Genomic DNA, 17,557 nt, shown 5'->3' with positions numbered 1-17,557 from the left:
GGTCCGCGAGCAGACCGAAGCGATCCGCGGCGCAGCCGCGACAGGAGGAAGCATGAGCACCGACCAGCACCAGGACCTCGGCCTCACCGAGGCCCCGAAGCAGGGCGGCTGTGGCGGGGGCGGTGACTGCGGCTGCGGTGGCAACGCCGGCGCCGCCACGCTGCCGGAGTTCGACGCGACCGTGGTGCCGCCGGCGCTGCGGCACGCCAGCATCTTCGGCGCCCTCGACTCGATCCAGCCCGGCGGGGGCATGGTGCTGGTCGCCCCGCACGACCCGATCCCGCTGCTCGCCCAGGTGGAGCAGCGCACCCCGGGCCGGTTCACCGTCGAGTACGTCGAGCGCGGGCCGGCCTGGAAGCTCGCCTTCCTGCGCACCGGCGCCTGAACGCCTGAACGCCTGAGCGCCTGAGCGCCTGAACGATTGGGTGCTTGATCCCTGAGCCGGGGACGGGAGGAGGCCGGGCCGGTGCCCATCCGCACCTGGTCCGGCCTCCTCTCACGTCTAGAGTGGCTCGCCGAGTCGGCGCTTGTGCAGCGTCCGCCCTCCGCGCGGCCAGGCATGATGGGTTCGTGAGACCCGCCCCGGATCCGCCGCCGTACCTCGACGAGCACCACCTGCTCGTCGACGCGCCGCGTGAACGGGTGTGGGCGGCACTGGAGACGTACGCCGCGCAACGGCTGCGGGTGGGCGGTCCGGTCGCCCGGGTGCTGGGCACCCACCCGCCGGCAGGATTCGCGCCGACGATCGTCGATCCCGGGGAGCGCCTGGAGCTCTCCGGGCGGCACCGCTTCTCCCGCTACCGCCTGACCTGGCTGCTCGCGGACTCCCCGGGCGGCACCGAGCTGCGGGCGGTCAGCCACGCGGAGTTCCCAGGCGTCCACGGAAGGGTCTATCGCTGGCTGGTCGTCCGGACCGGTCTGCACGCGTTGGTCACCCGGCGGCTGGTGCGCGAGGTGGGGCGGCGCGCCCTGGAGGAGGGCACCGGTTGAGCGCAGCGACGTCCGACTGCCCGTTCTGCGCCATCGACGCGTTGCCGGTCATCGACCGGGAGGGCGGCTGCTTCGCGATGCCGAGCCTGGACGGGCCGCAGGGGTCGGTGATGCTGCTGCCGTTCGCGCACCGGGTCGCGCCGTGGGACCTCACCGAGGAGGAGTGGCGCGACACCCGGCTGCTGCTGGCCCGGCAGCAGCAGCGGATCGCGGTCGAGCACGGCCCCGCCGGCTGGAACGTCGGCTGGAACGTGCTGCCCACCGGCGGCCAGTCGGTCCCGCACGCCCACCTCCACCTGCTGCCGCGCTACGCCGACGAGCCGTACGCCGGGCGGGGTCTGCGCTGGTGGTTCAAGCACCGCGACAACGCCCGGCCGCACGAGACTTCCGGCTCCGACCGGTAGGGGCCGAGGGCCTGCACCAGCGCCGGCTCGGCGTCCGTGATTCAGCGGGGGAGGGCGGAGTCTCGGACATCGGAGGGCGTGCGGGAGGCGGTGGGGGCGTTGCCCGGGCGGCCGCGGTAGACGACGTAGGGGCGCCACAGGTAGGCAAGCGGCGCCGACCACACGTGCACCAGTCGGGTGAACGGCCACAGCGCCATGAAGAGGAACCCGCTGACCGCGTGCGCCTGGTAGACCAGCGGCGCGTCGGCCATCAGGTGCGACTCGGGCTGCAGCCAGAAGATCTGGCGGAACCACACCGCGAGCTCCTCGCGGTAGTCGTATCCCTCGCCGAAGATGTTCACCCCGACGGTCGCGGTCATGCCGAGCAGGATCATCCAGCCCATCGCGGCATAGAGCAGCTTGTCGGTGCGGGTGGTCGCCCGGAACACCTTCGGCGTCATCCGCCGGCGGATCACCAGCAGCACGAACCCGGCCGCCAGCATCAGCCCGCTCACCGTGCCGCCGCCGACCGCCACCACGTGGTAGGCGTGCTCGGAGATCCCGACCGCGTGGGTCCACGAGGCCGGGATCAGCAGCCCGATCACGTGGCCGCCGACCACGCCCAGCGCGCCGAGGTGGAACAGCGGCGAGGCCAGCCGCAGCAGCCGGCCCTCCAGCAGCTGGCTGGTGTGGGTGGTCCACCCCATCTGGTCGTGGCGCCAGCGCCACACGTGGCCGACGACGAAGACGGCCAGGCACAGGTAGGGCACGACCACGAAGGCCAGGGTGTTCACGGGTCAGACCTCCGGGGTGGCGGGGTGGGCGGAGCAGGGGGCGAGGGACCCGGCGGTGGGTCCGGCGGGGGCGGGGCCGAGTCCGACGCCGGCGAGCTCGTCGCCGTACGCCGCCAGGCCGACCGCCTCGACCGGGGGTCCGTCGGCGGCCAGGGCGGCCACGGCCTCCCGGTCGGCGTCGGTGAGCGGCGGCAGCGCGAGCACGACCGCGTCGAGCAGGTCGCGGTAGGGCGAGCCGGCCTCGACCAGCGCCAGCCGGAGCAGCTCGAGCCCCTGCCGGTGCTGGCGCAGCGGCGCCTCCCCGTCGCCGGGGCCGGCCACCGCGGCGAACTCCAGCACCACCGGGAGCAGGTCGGGCAGCTCGCCGTCGCGCAGCCGCAGCCCGTGGGCGCGGTAGCGCTGCTTGAGCGTGAGCAGCGCCAGCCCGCGCTTGCGGGTGTCGCCGTGCAGGTAGTAGGTCAGGTAGAGCCCCGAGCGGCGGCGCAGGTCGAAGGTGCGCACGTAGTGCTGCTCGACGTCCGCGCCCTCGCTGGCGGCGAACCAGACCAGGAACCGGGTCAGCTGGCCGCGCACCTCGTCGTCGCCGATCTCGGCGACCGCGGCGGCGAGCTCCGCGGCGGCGCCGCGCAGCTCGGCGTCGGGGTAGGTCAGCAGCAGCGAGGCCACCTCGAACAGCCGCGCCCGGTCGGCCGGGGCGATCTCGCGCTGGCGCGGGTGCACCCGGGCGCTCACGACGCGCCGCCGGGCATCGGGTCGAGCGAGAGGCCGAGCCGGCCGTCGCTGCGCCGCGACTTCCACGGCGTCCGTCCGGGACGCACGCCGTCGTCGTCGGCGACCAGGTGGAACTTCTCGACCGTGGCGGTGGTGGCGCCGCCGGAGCCGCCCATGCCGGGGCCGCCCTCGCAGTCCAGCGAGCAGTCCGACGTCGAGGCCGCCTGGGCCTCCAGCGCCGCGGCGTCCTTGGTGTACGCCGTGGGGATGACGTAGCGCTCGTCGTACTTCGCGATCGCCAGCAGGCGGTACATCGCCTCGACCTCGTCGGCGCTCATGCCCATCTTCTCCAGCAGGTCCTCGGCGACGGTGCCGTCGAGCGTGCGGGACCGCATGTAGGAGCGCATCGCGGCCAGCTTCATCAGCACCCCGGCAGCGGCGTCGGCGTCACCGGCGGTGAACAGCTCGGCGAGGTACTCCACCGGGATCCGCAGGTCGCGGATCGTGTGGAACACGTCGTCGGCGTCCGCGTCGTCACGGCCGGCGGCCCCGACGGCGTCGAGCACCGGCGAGAGCGGCGGCACGTACCAGACCATCGGCAGCGTGCGGTACTCCGGGTGCAGCGGCAGCGCGATCTTGTAGTCGCTGATCAGCCGCCACACCGGGGAGGCCTCGGCGGCGTCGAGCCACTCCTGCGGCATCCCGGCCTCCCGCGCGGCCTGCTGCACCGCCGGGTCGTGCGGGTCGAGGAAGACCGCGCGCTGGGCGTCGAGCAGGTCGTGCTCGTCCTCGACGGACGCGGCAGCCAGCACGGCGTCCTCGTCGTAGAAGACGATGCCCAGGTAGCGCAGCCGGCCCACGCAGGTCTCCGAGCAGATCGTCGGCTGACCGGCCTCGATCCGCGGGAAGCAGAACGTGCACTTCTCGGCCTTGCCGGTGGCGTGGTTGACGTAGACCTTCTTGTAGGGGCACGCGGAGACGCACATCCGCCATCCGCGGCACTTGTCCTGGTCGACCAGGACGATGCCGTCCTCCTCGCGCTTGTACATCGCGCCCGAGGGGCAGGCCGAGACGCACGCGGGGTTGAGGCAGTGCTCGCAGATCCGCGGCAGGTGGAACATGAAGGTCTTCTCGAACTCGAAGCGGACCTTCTCGCTGGTGGCCTTCTCCATCGCGACGATGTTGGGGTCGGTGTCGGCGCGCTCGTGCGCGCCGCCGAGGCCGTCCTCCCAGTTCGCGCCCCACTCGATCGCCATCGGCTCACCGGTCAGCGCCGAGCGCGGCTGCTTCACCGGGGTGTCGAGGAGGCCCTCGGGCGCGTTGACCAGGATGTCCTTGTCGAACGTGGCCGGCTCGTAGTAGTCGGCCAGCGACGGCAGGTCGGGGTTGGCGAAGATCCGGGTCAGCCGCTTGGCCCGCCCGCCCGAGCGCAGCACCAGCCGGCCCTTGCCGTCGAGCTTCCAGCCGCCGTGCCAGCGCTCCTGGTCCTCGTAGTGCTTGGGGTAGCCGATGCCCGGCTTGGTCTCGACGTTGTTGAACCAGACGTACTCGGTGCCCTCGCGGTTGGTCCACGTCTGCTTGCACGTGACCGAGCAGGTGTGGCAGCCGATGCACTTGTCCAGGTTCATCACCATGGCGACCTGGGCGCGGAGCTTCATCAGTGGGCGACCTTCGCGTTCTGGGGGGTGAGCGGGTGGGGGTGGTGGAGCCGGGGGTGCAGCAGGGCGCACATCAGTAGCTGACCTCCTGCGCGCGGCGGCGGATGACGGTGATCTCGTCGCGCTGGCTCCCGATCGGGCCGTAGTAGTTGAAGGCGTAGGTCAGCTGGGCGTGACCGCCGGCCAGGTGGGTCGGCTTGACCAGCAGCCGGGTCATCGAGTTGTGGTAGCCGCCGCGGCGGCCCTTGCCCTGGCCCTTCTCCTCGGTCTTCGGCACGTTCACGGTGCGCTCGGGGGAGTGGTACTGGAACACCGTCCCCTCCGGCATCCGGTGGCTGACCACCGCGCGGGCGACCACGGTGCCGTTGCGGTTGTAGGCCTCGACCCAGTCGTTGTCGGCGACGCCGATCTTGCGCGCGTCCTCGACGCTCATCCAGATCACCGGGCCGCCGCGCGAGAGCGCCAGCATCAGCTCGTTGTCGTGGTACATCGAGTGGATCGACCACTTCGCGTGCGGGGTCAGGAACCGCACGGTCACGCCGCCGTCGGCGACCTCGCCGGGCTTGCCGAAGTGCCGCGCCATGTTCAGCGGCGGCCGGTACGCCGGGAGCTGCTCGCCGAGCTCGGCGACCCAGTCGTGCTCGACGAAGAAGTGCTGGCGGCCGGTGAGGGTGTGCCACGGCTTGTCGCGCTCGACGTTGATCGTGAACGGGCTGTAGCGGCGGCCGTCCTTCTCCGAGCCCGACCACTCGGGGCTGGTGAACACCGGCTGCGGGGCGCGCTGGGTGTCGGCGTAGGTGACGTGGTCGCGCTCGTGGCCGGCGACGAAGTCGACGAACGGCTGGCCGGTCTGCTGCTCGAGGTGGCGGAACCCCGCCTCGGCGACCCGGCCGTTCGTGGTGCCCGACAGCGCCAGGATCGCCTCGGCCATCCGGTCCGCGGTGGCCAGCGACGGGCGGCCCGCGAACGGACCGTCGGCGATCACGCCGTTCTGGTGCTTGAGGTAGGCGATCTCCTCGGTGACGTCGACGGTGATGCCCTTGGTGGTGGTGCCGACCTTGTCGAGCAGCGGGCCGACCGCGCGCATCTTCGCGCCGATCAGCGTGTAGTCGCGCTCGACCTCGACCAGCTTCGGCATCGTCACGCCCGGGATCGGCTCCACCTCACCGGTGCGCCAGTCGCGCACCCGCCCGCCGGGCGTCGCGAGCTCGTCGGGGGTGTCGTGCTGCAGCGGCGCGGCCAGCACGTCGCGCCGGGTGTCGAGGTGGCCGACGGCCAGCTCGCTGACCTTGTCGGCCAGCGCCAGGAACGCGTCGTAGTCGGTGTGCACGTCGCCGGGCGGGCTCACCGCCGGGCTGAACGCGTGCACGAACGGGTGCATGTCCGTGGTCGAGATGTCGTGCTTCTCGTACCAGGTGGCCGCCGGCAGCACCACGTCGGAGTGCAGGCCGGTGTTGGTCATCCGGAAGTCGATCGCGGTCAGCAGGTCGAGCTTGCCGGTGGGCGCCTCGTCACGCCACACCACGTCGCGCGGGCGCTCGTCGGGGCCGCACTCCTCGGCGGTGGCCAGCGAGTCGATGCCCAGCAGGTGGCGCATGAAGTACTCGTTGCCCTTGCCGCTGGACCCCAGCAGGTTCGCCCGCCACAGGGTCAGGCAGCGCGGGTGGTTGCGCCGGTTGTCGGGGTCGTCGGCGACCGGCCGCAGGTTGCCCGCCTTCAGCTCGCGCACGACGTACTCGGTGGTGCTCAGGCCCTCCGCGGCGGCCTGGTCGGCCAGGTCGAGCGGGTTGCGGTCGAAGAACGGGTGCCCCGGCGACCAGCCCATCCGCTGGGCCGCGGCGACCGTGTCGGCGAACGTCATGCCGTCCAGCAGCCCGCTGCCCAGCGGCGAGGCCAGCTCGTCGGCCGGCACCCGCTCGTAGCGCCACTGGTCGGTGTGCAGGTACCAGAACGGGGTGCTCGCCTGGTGGCGCATCGGCCGCTGCCAGTCGAACGCGAACGACATGTGCTGCTGCCCGGTGATCGGGCGGGCCTTCTCCTGGCCCACGTAGTGCGCCCAGCCGCCGCCGTTGACGCCCTGGCAGCCGGTCAGCGTGACCAGCGAGATGAACGCCCGGTAGGTCATGTCGGAGTGGAACCACTGGTTGGCGCCCGCACCCATCGCGATCATCGAGCGGCCCTTGCTGCGCTCGGCGTTGCGGGCGAACTCGCGTCCGATCTTGGCCGCCAGCGTCGCGGGGACGCCGGTGAGCCGCTCGGCCCACGCGGGGGTGTTCGGCGACTCGGCGTCGTCGTACCCGGTCGGCCAGGCGCCGGGCAGGTCCTCGCGGTGCCGCACGCCGTAGGTCGCCATCACCAGGTCGAAGACCGTGGTCACCAGCCGTCCGCCGACCTCGCGCACCGGGACGCCGCGCCGCACGGTCGCGCCACCCTCGGTCTCGCCCTCGTCGAAGCGGGCCAGGTCGATCTCGACCGCGCCGGTGGCGTGGTCGCCGAGGCCGAGCGCCGGCACGACGCCCTCGAGGTCCAGGTTCCAGCTGCCGTCCTCGCCGTCCCAGCGGTGGCCGAGCGTGCCGTGCGGCACCACCGGCTCACCCGTGGCGTCGTCGAGCAGCACGGTCTTGTGCCCGGCGTGCTCGGTCTGCTGGCCCAGGTCGGCCGCGGTGAGGAACCCCTCGGCCGCGTAGCCGCCGTCGCGCTCGCGCAGCGTCACCAGGAACGGCAGGTCGGTGAAGCGCCGCACGTAGTCGGTGAAGTAGGGCACCTGCCGGTCGACGAAGAACTCCTGGAGCACCACGTGGCCCATCGCCATCGCCAGCGCGCCGTCGGTGCCGGGGTGCGGGGCCAGCCAGTCGTCGGCGAACTTCACGTTGTCGGCGTAGTCGGGGCTGACCGCGACCACCTTGGTGCCGCGGTAGCGCGCCTCGGCGAGGAAGTGGGCGTCGGGGGTGCGGGTGACCGGGATGTTGGAGCCCCACATCACCAGGTAGGTGGAGTTCCACCAGTCCCCGGCCTCGGGCACGTCGGTCTGGTCGCCCCACACCTGCGGGCTCGCGATCGGCAGGTCGGCGTACCAGTCGTAGAAGCTGAGCAGGGTGCCGCCCAGCAGCGCGTGGTAGCGGGTGCCGGCCGCGAACGAGGCCATCGACATCGCCGGGATCGGGGAGAAGCCGACCACGCGGTCGGGGCCGTAGGTCTTGGTGGTGTGCACGTGGGCGGCGGCGACCATCGTGATCACCTCGTCCCAGCCGGCGCGGACGAAGCCGCCGCGCCCGCGCTGGGACTTGTAGGCCTTCGCCTTGTGCGGGGTCTCGACCACGTCGGCCCAGGCCAGGACCGGGTCGCCGAGGCGGGCCAGCGACGCGCGGTACATCGTGATCAGCGAGCCGCGCACGTAGGGGTGGCGGACCCGGGACGGGGAGTACTCGTACCACGAGAACGAGGCACCGCGCGGGCAGCCGCGGGGCTCGTAGTCGGGGCTGTCGGGGCCGGTCGTCGGATAGTCGGTCGCCTGGTGCTCCCAGGTGATCAGGTCGTCCTTGACGAACACGTTCCACGAGCAGGAGCCGGTGCAGTTGACGCCGTGCGTGGAGCGGACGACCTTGTCGTAGCTCCACCGGTCGCGATAGAAGGAGTCCCACGCGCTCGGATCCACCTGGTGCAGGGTGCGGCCGTCGGCCCCCACGGTCTCGTGGGTCAGGAACCGGCGCGCTGCCAGCAGCGGGCCCGCTCCCGGGACACGGTCGTTCGAGGGGCCGCCGCGGCGGCCACCCTTCCGGCGGGGATCTGCGGGCACGCGGACGCTCCTGGCGCTGGGGGAGATGGGGGTGAGGGCACGACAAAACCGGGGCCGGCTCCCGCGAAGGGGCCCGACCCCGGTGCCCGCAACTCTCTCGCCCCCACCACCGGTGCGGCAGGGGGCGAGCGTCACCGCTGCGTCGGGACCAAAGTCCCGGTTGAGCGCGGCGGGCCGTGTGGGCCCGGACACATCGAGCCGCGATCGGGGGCGGCCGGGTGCTCGCGTCGGTGATCGCGGCGTGTGAGGGTACCGACGTGGACGTGGACACCCGACGCGCCCGGTTCGAAGACCTCGCGCCCGCCCTCGTCGACCCGTTGCGGCGCTTCCTGGCCCGGCGTACCGACCCCGACACCGCCGAGGAGGTGCTCTCCGACACGCTCCTGGTCTGCTGGCGCCGGGTCGAGCAGATGCCCGACGAGCCGCTGCCCTGGGCCTACGGCGTGGCCCGCAACTGCCTGGCCAACGCCGAGCGCGGCGCCCGCCGCCGGAGCCGGCTGACCGCCCGGCTGGTCAGCGTGGCACCGCCGCAGCCGGTGCCCGGCCCGGGGGAGGAGCCCGACGACGCCGGCCTGGTCGAGGCGATGGCGGCGCTGCGACCCGAGGACGCCGAGCTGCTGCGACTGTGGGCCTGGGAGCAGCTGGGGCCGGCTGAGATCGCCGTGGTGCTCGACACCACCCCCAACGCGGTGAGCATCCGGCTCACCCGCGCCCGGCAGAAGCTGCGCACCAGATTGGAGCGGACCCGAAAGAGTGCCGGGCCTGCCGGACATGAGGAGTCGAGAGAGGGGAGACGACCGTGACCGAGCACCAGCGTGGCCCGGCCGGCGCCGGCGGCCCCGAGAGCCGCGAGGACGCCGAGCTGCGCGCCAGGCTCCGGGGCGCGGACCCGGCCGCCTCCCTGCCACCGGCCGATCCCGATCGGGTGGCCAGACTCCTGGAGGCGACGATGCGCGACCACACCACCGACGAGCTGTCCGAGACCCGCGAGAGCGGCACCCGGGGCCGCAGCCCGCTCACTTGGGCGGTGGCCGCGGCCGCCGTCGTGCTGATCGGCGGCGTCGCCACCTTCGCGATGGTCGGCTCCGGCGACGACCAGACCGAGCCGCCGATCGCCGGGGGCTCGCCCACGCTGGCCGAGCCCAGCGTCACCGTGCTGGCCGCGCCCGAGCCCGACGCCGGGCGCTGCATGGTGCCCAACGCCGAGGCGCTGGCCGGCCAGTCGCTGGCCTTCGAGGGCACGGTCACCGAGATCGCCGACGGCGTCGTCGTGCTCGAGCCCGAGCGGTTCTACACCGGCGAGGTCACCGACCTGGTCGAGGTGCAGGCGCCGGCCAGCGAGCTCCAGGCGCTGCTCGGCGCGGTGCAGTTCGAGGTCGACGGCGACTACCTGGTCTCGGCGACCGACGGGCGGGTCACCCTGTGCGGGTTCAGCGGCCCGGCCACCGACGACCTGCGGGCGCTCTACGACGAGGCGTTCCCGGGGTGAGGTGCTCGTCGCCGCTGCGGGCGGCGATGATCGTCCGGTGACCGTGCACGGGCTGCTGCTGGCCGCGGGCGCCGGGAGCCGGATGGGCCGGCCCAAGGCGCTGGTGTCCGACGACCGCGGGCCGTGGCTCGTGTGCGGTGTCGAGACGCTCCTGGCCGGAGGGTGCGACGCGGTCACCGTGGTGCTCGGGTCTGGTGCCGACGCGGCCGAGGTGCTTCTCGCCGACCCGTCACAGATTCCCGCGTTTTCGCGGCGTGTCGGGGAACGATCGCCGGGTCGGCCGGCGGTGACCGTGGTCCGGGCCGACGACTGGGCCACGGGCATGTCCGCCTCGCTGCGCGCCGGTCTCACCGCGTTGGAGGTCACCGACGCCGAGGTAGCACTGCTCCACCTGGTCGACCTGCCCGACGTCGGCCCCGAGGTGGTACGCCGCCTGCTCGCCGACGGCGCCGGGCACGCCGACCTGCGCCGCGCGGCGTACTCGGGCGTGCCGGGGCACCCGGTGCTGCTCGGGCGAGAGCACTGGGCCGGGGTGCTGGCCACGACGACCGGTGACGAGGGGGCGCGTGGCTACCTGCGCGCCCACCCCGCAGACCTGGTCGAGTGCGGCGACCTGGCCACCGGCCGCGACGTCGACCACCCGGCCGGTCACGCGACTGATCACGGGCTCGACCAACCGGGGGCCAACCGCCTGCCTGGCTAGCCTTGCTCCATGGAGCCCCAGTCCACCCGCGTCCCCGTCGGCGACCCGGACAGTGCCGACGACGTCGCGGCCCGGCTGCGGGCCACCGGCTACCTGTGCGACGACGCGCTGGCGACCGTGACGTTCCTGGCGCTGCGGATGCAGCGTCCGCTGCTGCTCGAGGGCGAGCCGGGCACCGGCAAGACCGCGTTGGCCGAGGCAATCGCCGAGACCCTCGGGCTGCCGCTGGTGCGGCTGCAGTGCTACGAGGGCATCGACGCCACCCAGGCGCTCTACGACTGGGACTTCCCGCGCCAGATCCTGCACCTGCGCGCGCTCGAGGCGGCGGGGGCGAGCGGCCTGGCCGGCGCCGACGACGGCCCCAACACCGTGGCCGAGGCCGAGAAGAGCCTGTACGACGAGCGGTTCCTGCTGGCCCGCCCGGTGCTGGCCGCGCTGCAGCAGAGCCCGGCGGTGCTGCTCGTCGACGAGGTCGACCGCGCCGACGACGAGTTCGAGGCGTTCCTGCTCGAGGTGCTCTCCACCTACCAGGTGTCGATCCCCGAGCTCGGCACGGTGCGGGCGAGCGTGCCGCCGGTGGTCGTGTTGACCTCGAACCGCACCCGTGAGCTGCACGACGCGCTGAAGCGCCGCTGTCTCTACCACTGGATCGAGCACCCGGGCCTGGAGCGCGAGGTCGAGATCGTCCGCTCGCGGGCCCCCGAGGTGTCGGAGGCGCTGGGCCGGCAGGTCGTGACGCTGGTGCAGCAGCTGCGCGACGCCGGGGACCTGCAGAAGCCGCCGGGCGTGGCGGAGACCCTCGACTGGGCGCGGGCGCTGCAGCACCTCGGCACCACCGAGCTCGACCTCGCCACCGCCGCGGCGACGCTGGGCGCGCTGGTGAAGTACCGCGAGGACGCCGAGCGGGTGCGGCAGTCGCTGGAACGGATGTTGACGTGACCACCACCGGCGCGGCCGCTGCCCGCCGACCCGTCGATCGTTCCCCGACACGCCGCGAAAACACGGGAATCAGTGACGGGTCGGCGTCCAACCACGGGCCGGAGACCGTCCTGCTCGGGTTCACCCGGGCGCTGCGGGCGGCGGGGGTGGCGGTGACCCAGGACCGGGCCCAGGGGTACCTCGCCGCGGTGGCCCTGCTGGGCCTCGACGACCAGCGGGCGACCTACCACGCCGGCCGGGCCACGCTGTGCGCCTCGCCCGACGACCTGGCCCGCTACGACCAGGTCTTCGAGGCGTGGTTCGGTTCCCGCGACGGGCTCCCGCGCACCCGCCCCGCGCAGCAGCGCACCACCCTGCTGAGCCAGCTGCCGCAGTCCGAGCGCGACGGCGACGCCGACGGCGAGACCGCGCTCGACGACGTGGTCCGGGCCCGGGCCAGCGACACCGAGGTGCTGCGGCACCGCGACGTCGCCGGCCTCACCGCCGCCGAGAAGCAGCGTCTCGCCGCGATGTTCGCGAGCCTTCGGCCGCGCGCGCCCCAGCGGCGTACCGCCCGGCACCGCGCCTGGCACCGCGGCGACGTCGACGCCTCCCGCACCCTGCGGGCCTCGCTGCGCCGGATGGGCGAGCCCGCCGACATCGCCTGGCGCCGCCGCGGCGTCCGCCCGCGTCGGGTGGTGCTGCTGGTCGACGTGTCCGGGTCGATGAGCGGCTACGCCGACGCGCTGCTGCGGCTCGCACACCGGTTCACCCAGGCCGGCCGCGACGCCGGCGGCCCCGCCGGCATGGTCGAGACGTTCACGGTCGGCACCCGGCTGACCCACCTCACCCGCGCGCTGCGCCAGCCCGACGCCGACCGGGCGCTGGTGGCCGCCGGCGAGGCGGTGCCCGACTGGTCCGGCGGCACCCGCCTCGGCGAGACGCTCCAGGTGTTCCTCGACCGGTGGGGGCGCCGCGGCATGGCCCGTGGGGCGGTCGTGGTGGTGTTCAGCGACGGATGGGAGCGCGGCGAGCCGACGCTGCTCGCCGAGCAGATGGCCTGCCTGCACCGCATCGCGCACCGCGTCGTGTGGGTGAACCCGCACCGCGGCAAGGCCGGCTACGAGCCGGTCCAGCAGGGCGTGGTCGCGGTGCTGCCGCACGTCGACCACTTCGTCGCCGGCCACTCGCTGGCGACCTACGCCGAGCTCGTGGAGGTGGTCGCGGGTGCGTGAGGTGCTGCCCCAGCTGCTGGCCTGGTGGGAGGCCGGCGAGACCGTCGGCATGGGCACGGTCGTCGCCACGTTCCGGTCCGCGCCCCGACCGCCGGGCGCCTCGATGCTGGTCGGGCCCGACGGCACCGCGGTCGGCTCGGTCTCCGGCGGCTGCGTCGAGGGCGCCGTCTACGACCTCGCCCAGACCGTCGTCGAGGCCGGTGCCCCGGTGCTGGAGCGCTACGGCGTCTCCGACGACGACGCGTTCGCGGTCGGGCTGACCTGCGGCGGCATCCTCGACGTCTACGTCGAGAAGGTCAGCCGCGAGTCGTTCCCCGAGCTCGGCGAGATCGCCGCCGACCTCGACGCCGGGCGCCCCGTGGCGGTCGCCACCGTCGTCGAGCACCCCGACCCCGCGTGGGTGGGCCGCCGGATGCTGGTGCGGCCCGAGCAGCCCGCGGCGGGCAGCCTCGGCTCGCCCCGCGCCGACGACGCCGTCCACGACGACGCGCTCGGCCTGCTTGCCGCCGGCCACTCGGCCACGCTGGGCTACGGCCCCGACGGCGAGCGCCGCGGCGAGGGCATGCGGGTGTTCGTCTGGGCGTTCGCGCCCAAGCCGCGGATGCTCGTCTTCGGCGCGATCGACTTCGCCGCGGCGGTGGCCCGGGTGGGCGCCTTCCTCGGCTACCACGTGACCGTCTGCGACGCCCGGCCGGTCTTCGCGACCGCCACCCGGTTCCCCGAGGCCGACGAGGTCGTGGTCGAGTGGCCGCACCGCTACCTGGCCGCCGAGCGCGACGCCGGGCGCGTCGACGGGCGCACGGTCGTCACCGTGCTCACCCACGACCCCAAGTTCGACGTGCCGCTGCTCGAGGTGGCGCTGCGGCTGCCCGAGGTCGCCTACGTCGGGGCGATGGGGTCGCGGCGCACCCACGACGACCGGCTCGACCGGCTGCGCGAGGCGGGGCTCGCCGACGCCGAGCTGGCGCGGCTGCACTCGCCGATCGGCCTCGATCTGGGCGCCCGCACCCCCGAGGAGACCGCGATCAGCATCGCCGCCGAGATCGTCGCCGGACGCTGGGGCGGCACCGGCGAGCCGCTCGCCGCCACCAGTGGCCGGATCCACAGAGCAGAGCCCCACGAACCCCCAGCCACGGAGGCACCATGACCAGCACCACGTCCCTGACCGCGCTCGCCGACAGCCAGCTCGCCATCGCCCGCGAGGCCTCCGCCGGCCGCAGTGCGGTCACGGTCTTCGGCGGCCAGGAGCACGACCTGCGGCAGACGCTGATCGCCCTCGCCGACGGCCGGACGCTCGGCGAGCACGAGTCGCCGGGGGAGGCGACCCTGCAGGTGTTGAGAGGACGGGTGCGGCTGCACGCCGGCGACGACTCCTGGGAGGCGGCCGAGGGCGAGCTGCTGGTGATCCCTGCCGCCCGCCACGACCTGACCGCGCTCACCGACGCGGCGGTGCTGCTCACCGTCGCCACCGGGGCCATCCCCGCCCACTGACCGACCCATGACCGGGCCGGGGCGACCGACGCGGCGGCTCGTGGCGAGCCTGGTGCTGCTGCTCGTCGCGCCGCTCGCCGGGTGCAGCGACGACGGCGAACCGGCCGCCGACCCCCCGTCCGGTACGCCGACCGCGTCCGGCCCGCCGTCGGCCTCACCGCCGCCCGGCGAGCCGGCCGAGCCCACGCAGGCGCCCGAGACGACCGGCCCGGGCGAGCGGCTGCCGCCCGTGCACCACCGCGTCTCGCTCCCGGCGCTGATGCGCGAGCAGGTCGGCGCCGGCCGGATCCGGCGCACCGAGCGGCTCGGCGGCACCGACCGCTGGACCAGCTGGGCGGTGACCTACACGGTCGGCGGCGCCGCCGGTGGGGCCACGGTCTCGGGCGAGCTGCTGGTGCCCACCGGCCCCGGCCCCTTCCCAGCGGTGGTGCTCGCCCACGGCTACATCGACCCCGCGATCTACACCCTCGGCCGCGGCATGTCGCGCGAGCAGGAGTGGCTGGCCAGCAACGGCTTCGTGGTGCTGCACACCGACTACCGCGGCCACGCCGGCTCCGACCCTGTCGGCGACCTCGACCGCGAGTCGCGCCTGGCCTACACCCGCGACGTGATCGCCGCCGTCGGCGCGCTGCGCAAGGAGAAGGACGTCGACGGCGACCGGGTCGCGCTGGCCGGCCGGTCGATGGGCGGCGGGGTCGTCTACAACGCGCTGGTCACCCACCCCGACCTGGTCGACGCCGCCGTGGTCTTCGCCCCGGTCAGCTCCGACCTCGTCGACAACCTCGAGCGCTGGACGCTGCCGCAGCGGCCCGAGGCCGCCCGGGCGCTCTTCGACCGGCTCGGCGGCGACCCGCGGCAGGCGCCCCGGCCCTACCGGGAGCTCTCCGCCCGCAGCTACTTCGACCGGGTGCGCGCGCCGGTCCTGATCCACCACGGCACCTCCGACGACACCTGTCCGATCGCCTGGTCGCGCGAGACCCACCGGCTGCTCAACCGCGCGGGGGCGGACAGCACGCTGGCGGTCTACAGGGGGGAGGAGCACGCGTTCGGTCCCCGCTTCGCCGACGCCATGCGGCGTACCGTCGCGTTCCTTCGGCGGCACCTGTGATCGCCGTCACTCCCGGTGTACGGTGGCCGCCCCGGACCGCCTCCACCTCCCGGAGCCGCGATGACCACGACCGACCTGCAGGCCCGCCGCCTCGACGCGGTGCGTGCCTGGACCGCGTTCGTCGAGCACGGTGACGCCGCCGAGGCGCTGGTGCGCCCCGAGATCCTCACCAGCTGGACCCGCTCGGAGGCCAGCGTGCCGACCGACGTCGCCGAGGCCCCGCTGGCCGACGAGAGCGAGACCGCGTCCTACTGGCAGGGCTCGCCGCTGCAGATCGCGGTGTCGCGGGTCGAGACCGAGCTGCGCCGCACCGCCGAGGACGGCGACCTGGTGATCGCGGTGACCGACCCCGACACCCGGGTGCTGTGGACCTACGGCGGGCGGGTGATGCGCCGCAAGGCCGAGACGGTCAACTTCGTGCCCGGCGGGCGCTGGGACGACCGCTCGGTCGGCACCAACGCGCTCGACCTGGCCAACCGGCTCGACCGGCCGGCGATGGTGTTCAGCGCCGAGCACTACGCGCCGATCGTGCACAACTGGGTCTGCTGGGCGGCGCCGGTGCACGACCCGCGCACCGGCGCCCACCTCGGCGTGATCGACCTCTCCACCACCTGGGACCGCACCCACCCGATCGGGCTGGCCACCGCCCGGGTGATGGCGCGGCTGATCGAGACCGCGCTGCCGGCCACGGCGACCCCGGCCGGCCCGGGAGCCCCGGAGGAGGAGCCCGGCCTGGTGCTGCGACTGCTCGGCACCGCCGAGGCCCGGCTCGACGGCGAGCGGCTGCTGCTCAACCGCCGCCAGACCGAGGTGCTCGCGCTGCTGGCCATGCACCCCGAGGGGCTGTCGCTGGAGCGGCTGCACGCGCTGGTCTACGGCGACCAGCCGGTCACGTTGTCCACGCTGAAGGCCGAGGTCTCCCACCTGCGGGCCGCCCTGCACGGCCAGCTCTCCTCGCGCCCCTACCGGCTGCCGATGCCGGTCACCACCGACGTCGAGCGGGTGCTCGGGCTGCTGCGACGCAGCGACGTGGCCGGCGCGGTCGAGGCCTACGGCGGCGACCTGCTGCCCGGCACCAACTCCCCGGCGCTGAACGAGCTCGCCGACTACGTCGCGGTCGCGCTGCGCGAGGCGCTGCTGGCCGACCCGCGGCCCGAGGCGGTGGTCCGCTACAGCGAGCGGGCGCCGTACGACGCGGAGGTGCTGGAGGTCTGCCTCGCCGACCTGGCGGGCCGGCCGCACCCCGCGGTCCCGCTGCTCAAGGGGCGGCTGGCGGTCGCCCGCAGCTGAGCCATGCCTTGACAGGCATATGCCAGATTGCGAATATAGAACGGTGAGAGACGCCTTCTCGGCCCTGGCCGAGCCGGTCCGCCGCGACATCCTCGACCTGCTCCGCCAGGGCGAACGCCCGGTCGGCGAGCTCGTGCGGCTGCTCGGCGTCGCGCAGCCCAACGTGTCGAAGCACCTGCGGGTGCTCGCCGACGCCGAGCTGGTGCGGGTGCGGGTCGACGGGCCGCGCCGCATCTACGCCGTGGCGCCGGAGCCGCTGCGCGAGGTCGACCGATGGCTCGCGCCCTACCGCCGGGCCTGGGCGGAGCGTCTCGACCGGCTGGAGACCCACCTCGACCGGATGGAGGACCGATGACCACCGACCGACTGGGCGCCGTGCTCGCCGACGGCGAGCGGCGCGGCCTGCGCTTCGAACGACTGCTGCGCCACCCGCCGGAGGCGGTGTGGCGCGCGCTGACCGAGTCCGAGCACCTCGCCGCGTGGTTCCCCGCCGACATCGTGGGCGAGCGCCGCGCCGGCGCCGAGCTGACGCTGCCGTTCTGGCCCGAGCACGTCGCGGCCTACGACATCGAGCAGCCGGTGCTCACCGGCCGGGTGCTCGCCTGCGACCCGCCTCGGCTGTGGGAGCTGACCTGGGACTCCGACGTGCTCCGCTTCGAGCTGCACCCCGACCCCGCCGGCACCCGGCTGGTCTTCACCACCTGGCTCGGTGCCCAGAGCCTCGACGGCCCCGCCGGGCTCGCCGGCACCGCCGCCGGCTACCACGTCTGCCTCGACGCCCTCGAGCGGCGCCTCGACACCGGGGCCGACGGCTCGCTGGTCGACGTCGACGTGGCACCGCTGGAGGCGGCGTACGCGGAGCTGACCTGACTCGGCCTCGCGGGAGGGCCTCGTATCTCGACGGAGGGAAGTCTCCGGCTCACCCCCGCACCCTCGCCCGCGAGCTCGTCCCTCGCTGCCGCGGCCTGCTGGTCTCGACTCGCTGCCGCGC

Annotated in this window: 18 protein-coding genes; 14 read left to right on the top strand and 4 right to left on the bottom strand. The window is 74.2% G+C overall.

The window, feature by feature from the left end; genetic code table 11:
• The first annotated feature begins 52 nt into the window (after window positions 1–52).
• From D6B71_RS20065 to D6B71_RS20055, 3 genes are all read left to right on the top strand, one after another.
• Window positions 53–385, top strand: coding sequence for a DUF2249 domain-containing protein (locus D6B71_RS20065; RefSeq protein ID WP_121258400.1), 333 nt, complete (start codon window positions 53–55; stop codon window positions 383–385).
• A gap of 185 nt (window positions 386–570) precedes the next feature.
• Complete coding sequence (locus D6B71_RS20060) at window positions 571–990, top strand: SRPBCC family protein (protein WP_121258398.1); 420 nt, start codon at window positions 571–573, stop codon at window positions 988–990.
• Window positions 987–1,394: an HIT family protein gene (locus D6B71_RS20055; protein ID WP_240641592.1), complete on the top strand. Its 408-nt coding sequence runs from the start codon at window positions 987–989 to the stop codon at window positions 1,392–1,394. Before D6B71_RS20060 ends, D6B71_RS20055 begins: the two co-directional genes overlap by 4 nt.
• Before the next feature lie 41 nt (window positions 1,395–1,435).
• Here the strand turns inward: D6B71_RS20055 and narI are convergent, their stop codons facing one another.
• The 4 genes from narI to D6B71_RS20035 form a co-directional block, all read right to left on the bottom strand.
• Window positions 1,436–2,167: a respiratory nitrate reductase subunit gamma gene (narI, locus tag D6B71_RS20050; RefSeq protein ID WP_121258396.1), complete on the bottom strand. Its 732-nt coding sequence runs from the start codon at window positions 2,165–2,167 to the stop codon at window positions 1,436–1,438.
• A gap of 3 nt (window positions 2,168–2,170) precedes the next feature.
• Window positions 2,171–2,899 carry a nitrate reductase molybdenum cofactor assembly chaperone gene (narJ, locus tag D6B71_RS20045; RefSeq protein WP_206051868.1) on the bottom strand — a complete coding sequence of 243 codons (729 nt, stop codon included), beginning with the start codon at window positions 2,897–2,899 and terminating at the stop codon, window positions 2,171–2,173.
• Window positions 2,896–4,536, bottom strand: coding sequence for a nitrate reductase subunit beta (gene narH, locus D6B71_RS20040; RefSeq protein WP_121258394.1), 1,641 nt, complete (start codon window positions 4,534–4,536; stop codon window positions 2,896–2,898). The genes narJ and narH overlap by 4 nt, the downstream gene beginning before the upstream one ends.
• A 73-nt stretch (window positions 4,537–4,609) precedes the next feature.
• Complete coding sequence (locus D6B71_RS20035; RefSeq protein WP_240641591.1) at window positions 4,610–8,332, bottom strand: nitrate reductase subunit alpha; 3,723 nt, start codon at window positions 8,330–8,332, stop codon at window positions 4,610–4,612.
• A 263-nt stretch (window positions 8,333–8,595) separates the two neighbouring features.
• On the opposite strand from D6B71_RS20035, the gene D6B71_RS20030 reads away from it, so the two are divergent.
• Genes D6B71_RS20030 through D6B71_RS19980 form a run of 11 tightly spaced genes read left to right on the top strand, consistent with a single transcriptional unit; the run spans window position 8,596 to window position 17,436 of the window.
• Window positions 8,596–9,135, top strand: a complete 540-nt coding sequence (locus tag D6B71_RS20030) for an RNA polymerase sigma factor (RefSeq protein WP_121258452.1) — start codon at window positions 8,596–8,598, stop codon at window positions 9,133–9,135.
• Window positions 9,132–9,821: a hypothetical protein gene (locus D6B71_RS20025; RefSeq protein ID WP_121258392.1), complete on the top strand. Its 690-nt coding sequence runs from the start codon at window positions 9,132–9,134 to the stop codon at window positions 9,819–9,821. Before D6B71_RS20030 ends, D6B71_RS20025 begins: the two co-directional genes overlap by 4 nt.
• A gap of 37 nt (window positions 9,822–9,858) precedes the next feature.
• The gene (locus D6B71_RS20020; protein ID WP_121258450.1) at window positions 9,859–10,524 is read left to right on the top strand and encodes a nucleotidyltransferase family protein; all 666 of its coding nucleotides are present in this window, start codon (window positions 9,859–9,861) and stop codon (window positions 10,522–10,524) included.
• A gap of 9 nt (window positions 10,525–10,533) precedes the next feature.
• On the top strand, window positions 10,534–11,463 hold the full coding sequence (locus tag D6B71_RS20015) for an AAA family ATPase (protein ID WP_121258390.1): 930 nt from the start codon (window positions 10,534–10,536) through the stop codon (window positions 11,461–11,463).
• A complete protein-coding gene (locus D6B71_RS20010; RefSeq protein ID WP_240641590.1) occupies window positions 11,460–12,677 on the top strand; it encodes a vWA domain-containing protein in 1,218 nt (405 codons plus the stop codon). Before D6B71_RS20015 ends, D6B71_RS20010 begins: the two co-directional genes overlap by 4 nt.
• A complete protein-coding gene (locus D6B71_RS20005; protein WP_121258388.1) occupies window positions 12,670–13,824 on the top strand; it encodes an XdhC family protein in 1,155 nt (384 codons plus the stop codon). The genes D6B71_RS20010 and D6B71_RS20005 overlap by 8 nt, the downstream gene beginning before the upstream one ends.
• Window positions 13,821–14,168, top strand: coding sequence for a cupin domain-containing protein (locus tag D6B71_RS20000; protein WP_121258386.1), 348 nt, complete (start codon window positions 13,821–13,823; stop codon window positions 14,166–14,168). The genes D6B71_RS20005 and D6B71_RS20000 overlap by 4 nt, the downstream gene beginning before the upstream one ends.
• Before the next feature lie 40 nt (window positions 14,169–14,208).
• Window positions 14,209–15,276, top strand: a complete 1,068-nt coding sequence (locus D6B71_RS19995; protein ID WP_206051867.1) for an alpha/beta hydrolase family protein — start codon at window positions 14,209–14,211, stop codon at window positions 15,274–15,276.
• A gap of 60 nt (window positions 15,277–15,336) precedes the next feature.
• Window positions 15,337–16,566: a sigma-54-dependent transcriptional regulator family protein gene (locus D6B71_RS19990; RefSeq protein WP_121258382.1), complete on the top strand. Its 1,230-nt coding sequence runs from the start codon at window positions 15,337–15,339 to the stop codon at window positions 16,564–16,566.
• 43 nt (window positions 16,567–16,609) lie between these two features.
• Complete coding sequence (locus D6B71_RS19985) at window positions 16,610–16,921, top strand: ArsR/SmtB family transcription factor (RefSeq protein WP_240641589.1); 312 nt, start codon at window positions 16,610–16,612, stop codon at window positions 16,919–16,921.
• A complete protein-coding gene (locus tag D6B71_RS19980) occupies window positions 16,918–17,436 on the top strand; it encodes an SRPBCC family protein (protein ID WP_164519753.1) in 519 nt (172 codons plus the stop codon). The genes D6B71_RS19985 and D6B71_RS19980 overlap by 4 nt, the downstream gene beginning before the upstream one ends.
• The last annotated feature ends 121 nt before the right edge of the window (window positions 17,437–17,557 follow it).

The sequence above is a fragment of the Nocardioides ferulae genome (genome assembly GCF_003660455.1).
Lineage (GTDB): Bacteria > Actinomycetota > Actinomycetes > Propionibacteriales > Nocardioidaceae > Nocardioides > Nocardioides ferulae.
Note: the sequence above shows the minus strand (reverse complement) of the source record. Positions and strands in the feature narration are given on the sequence as shown.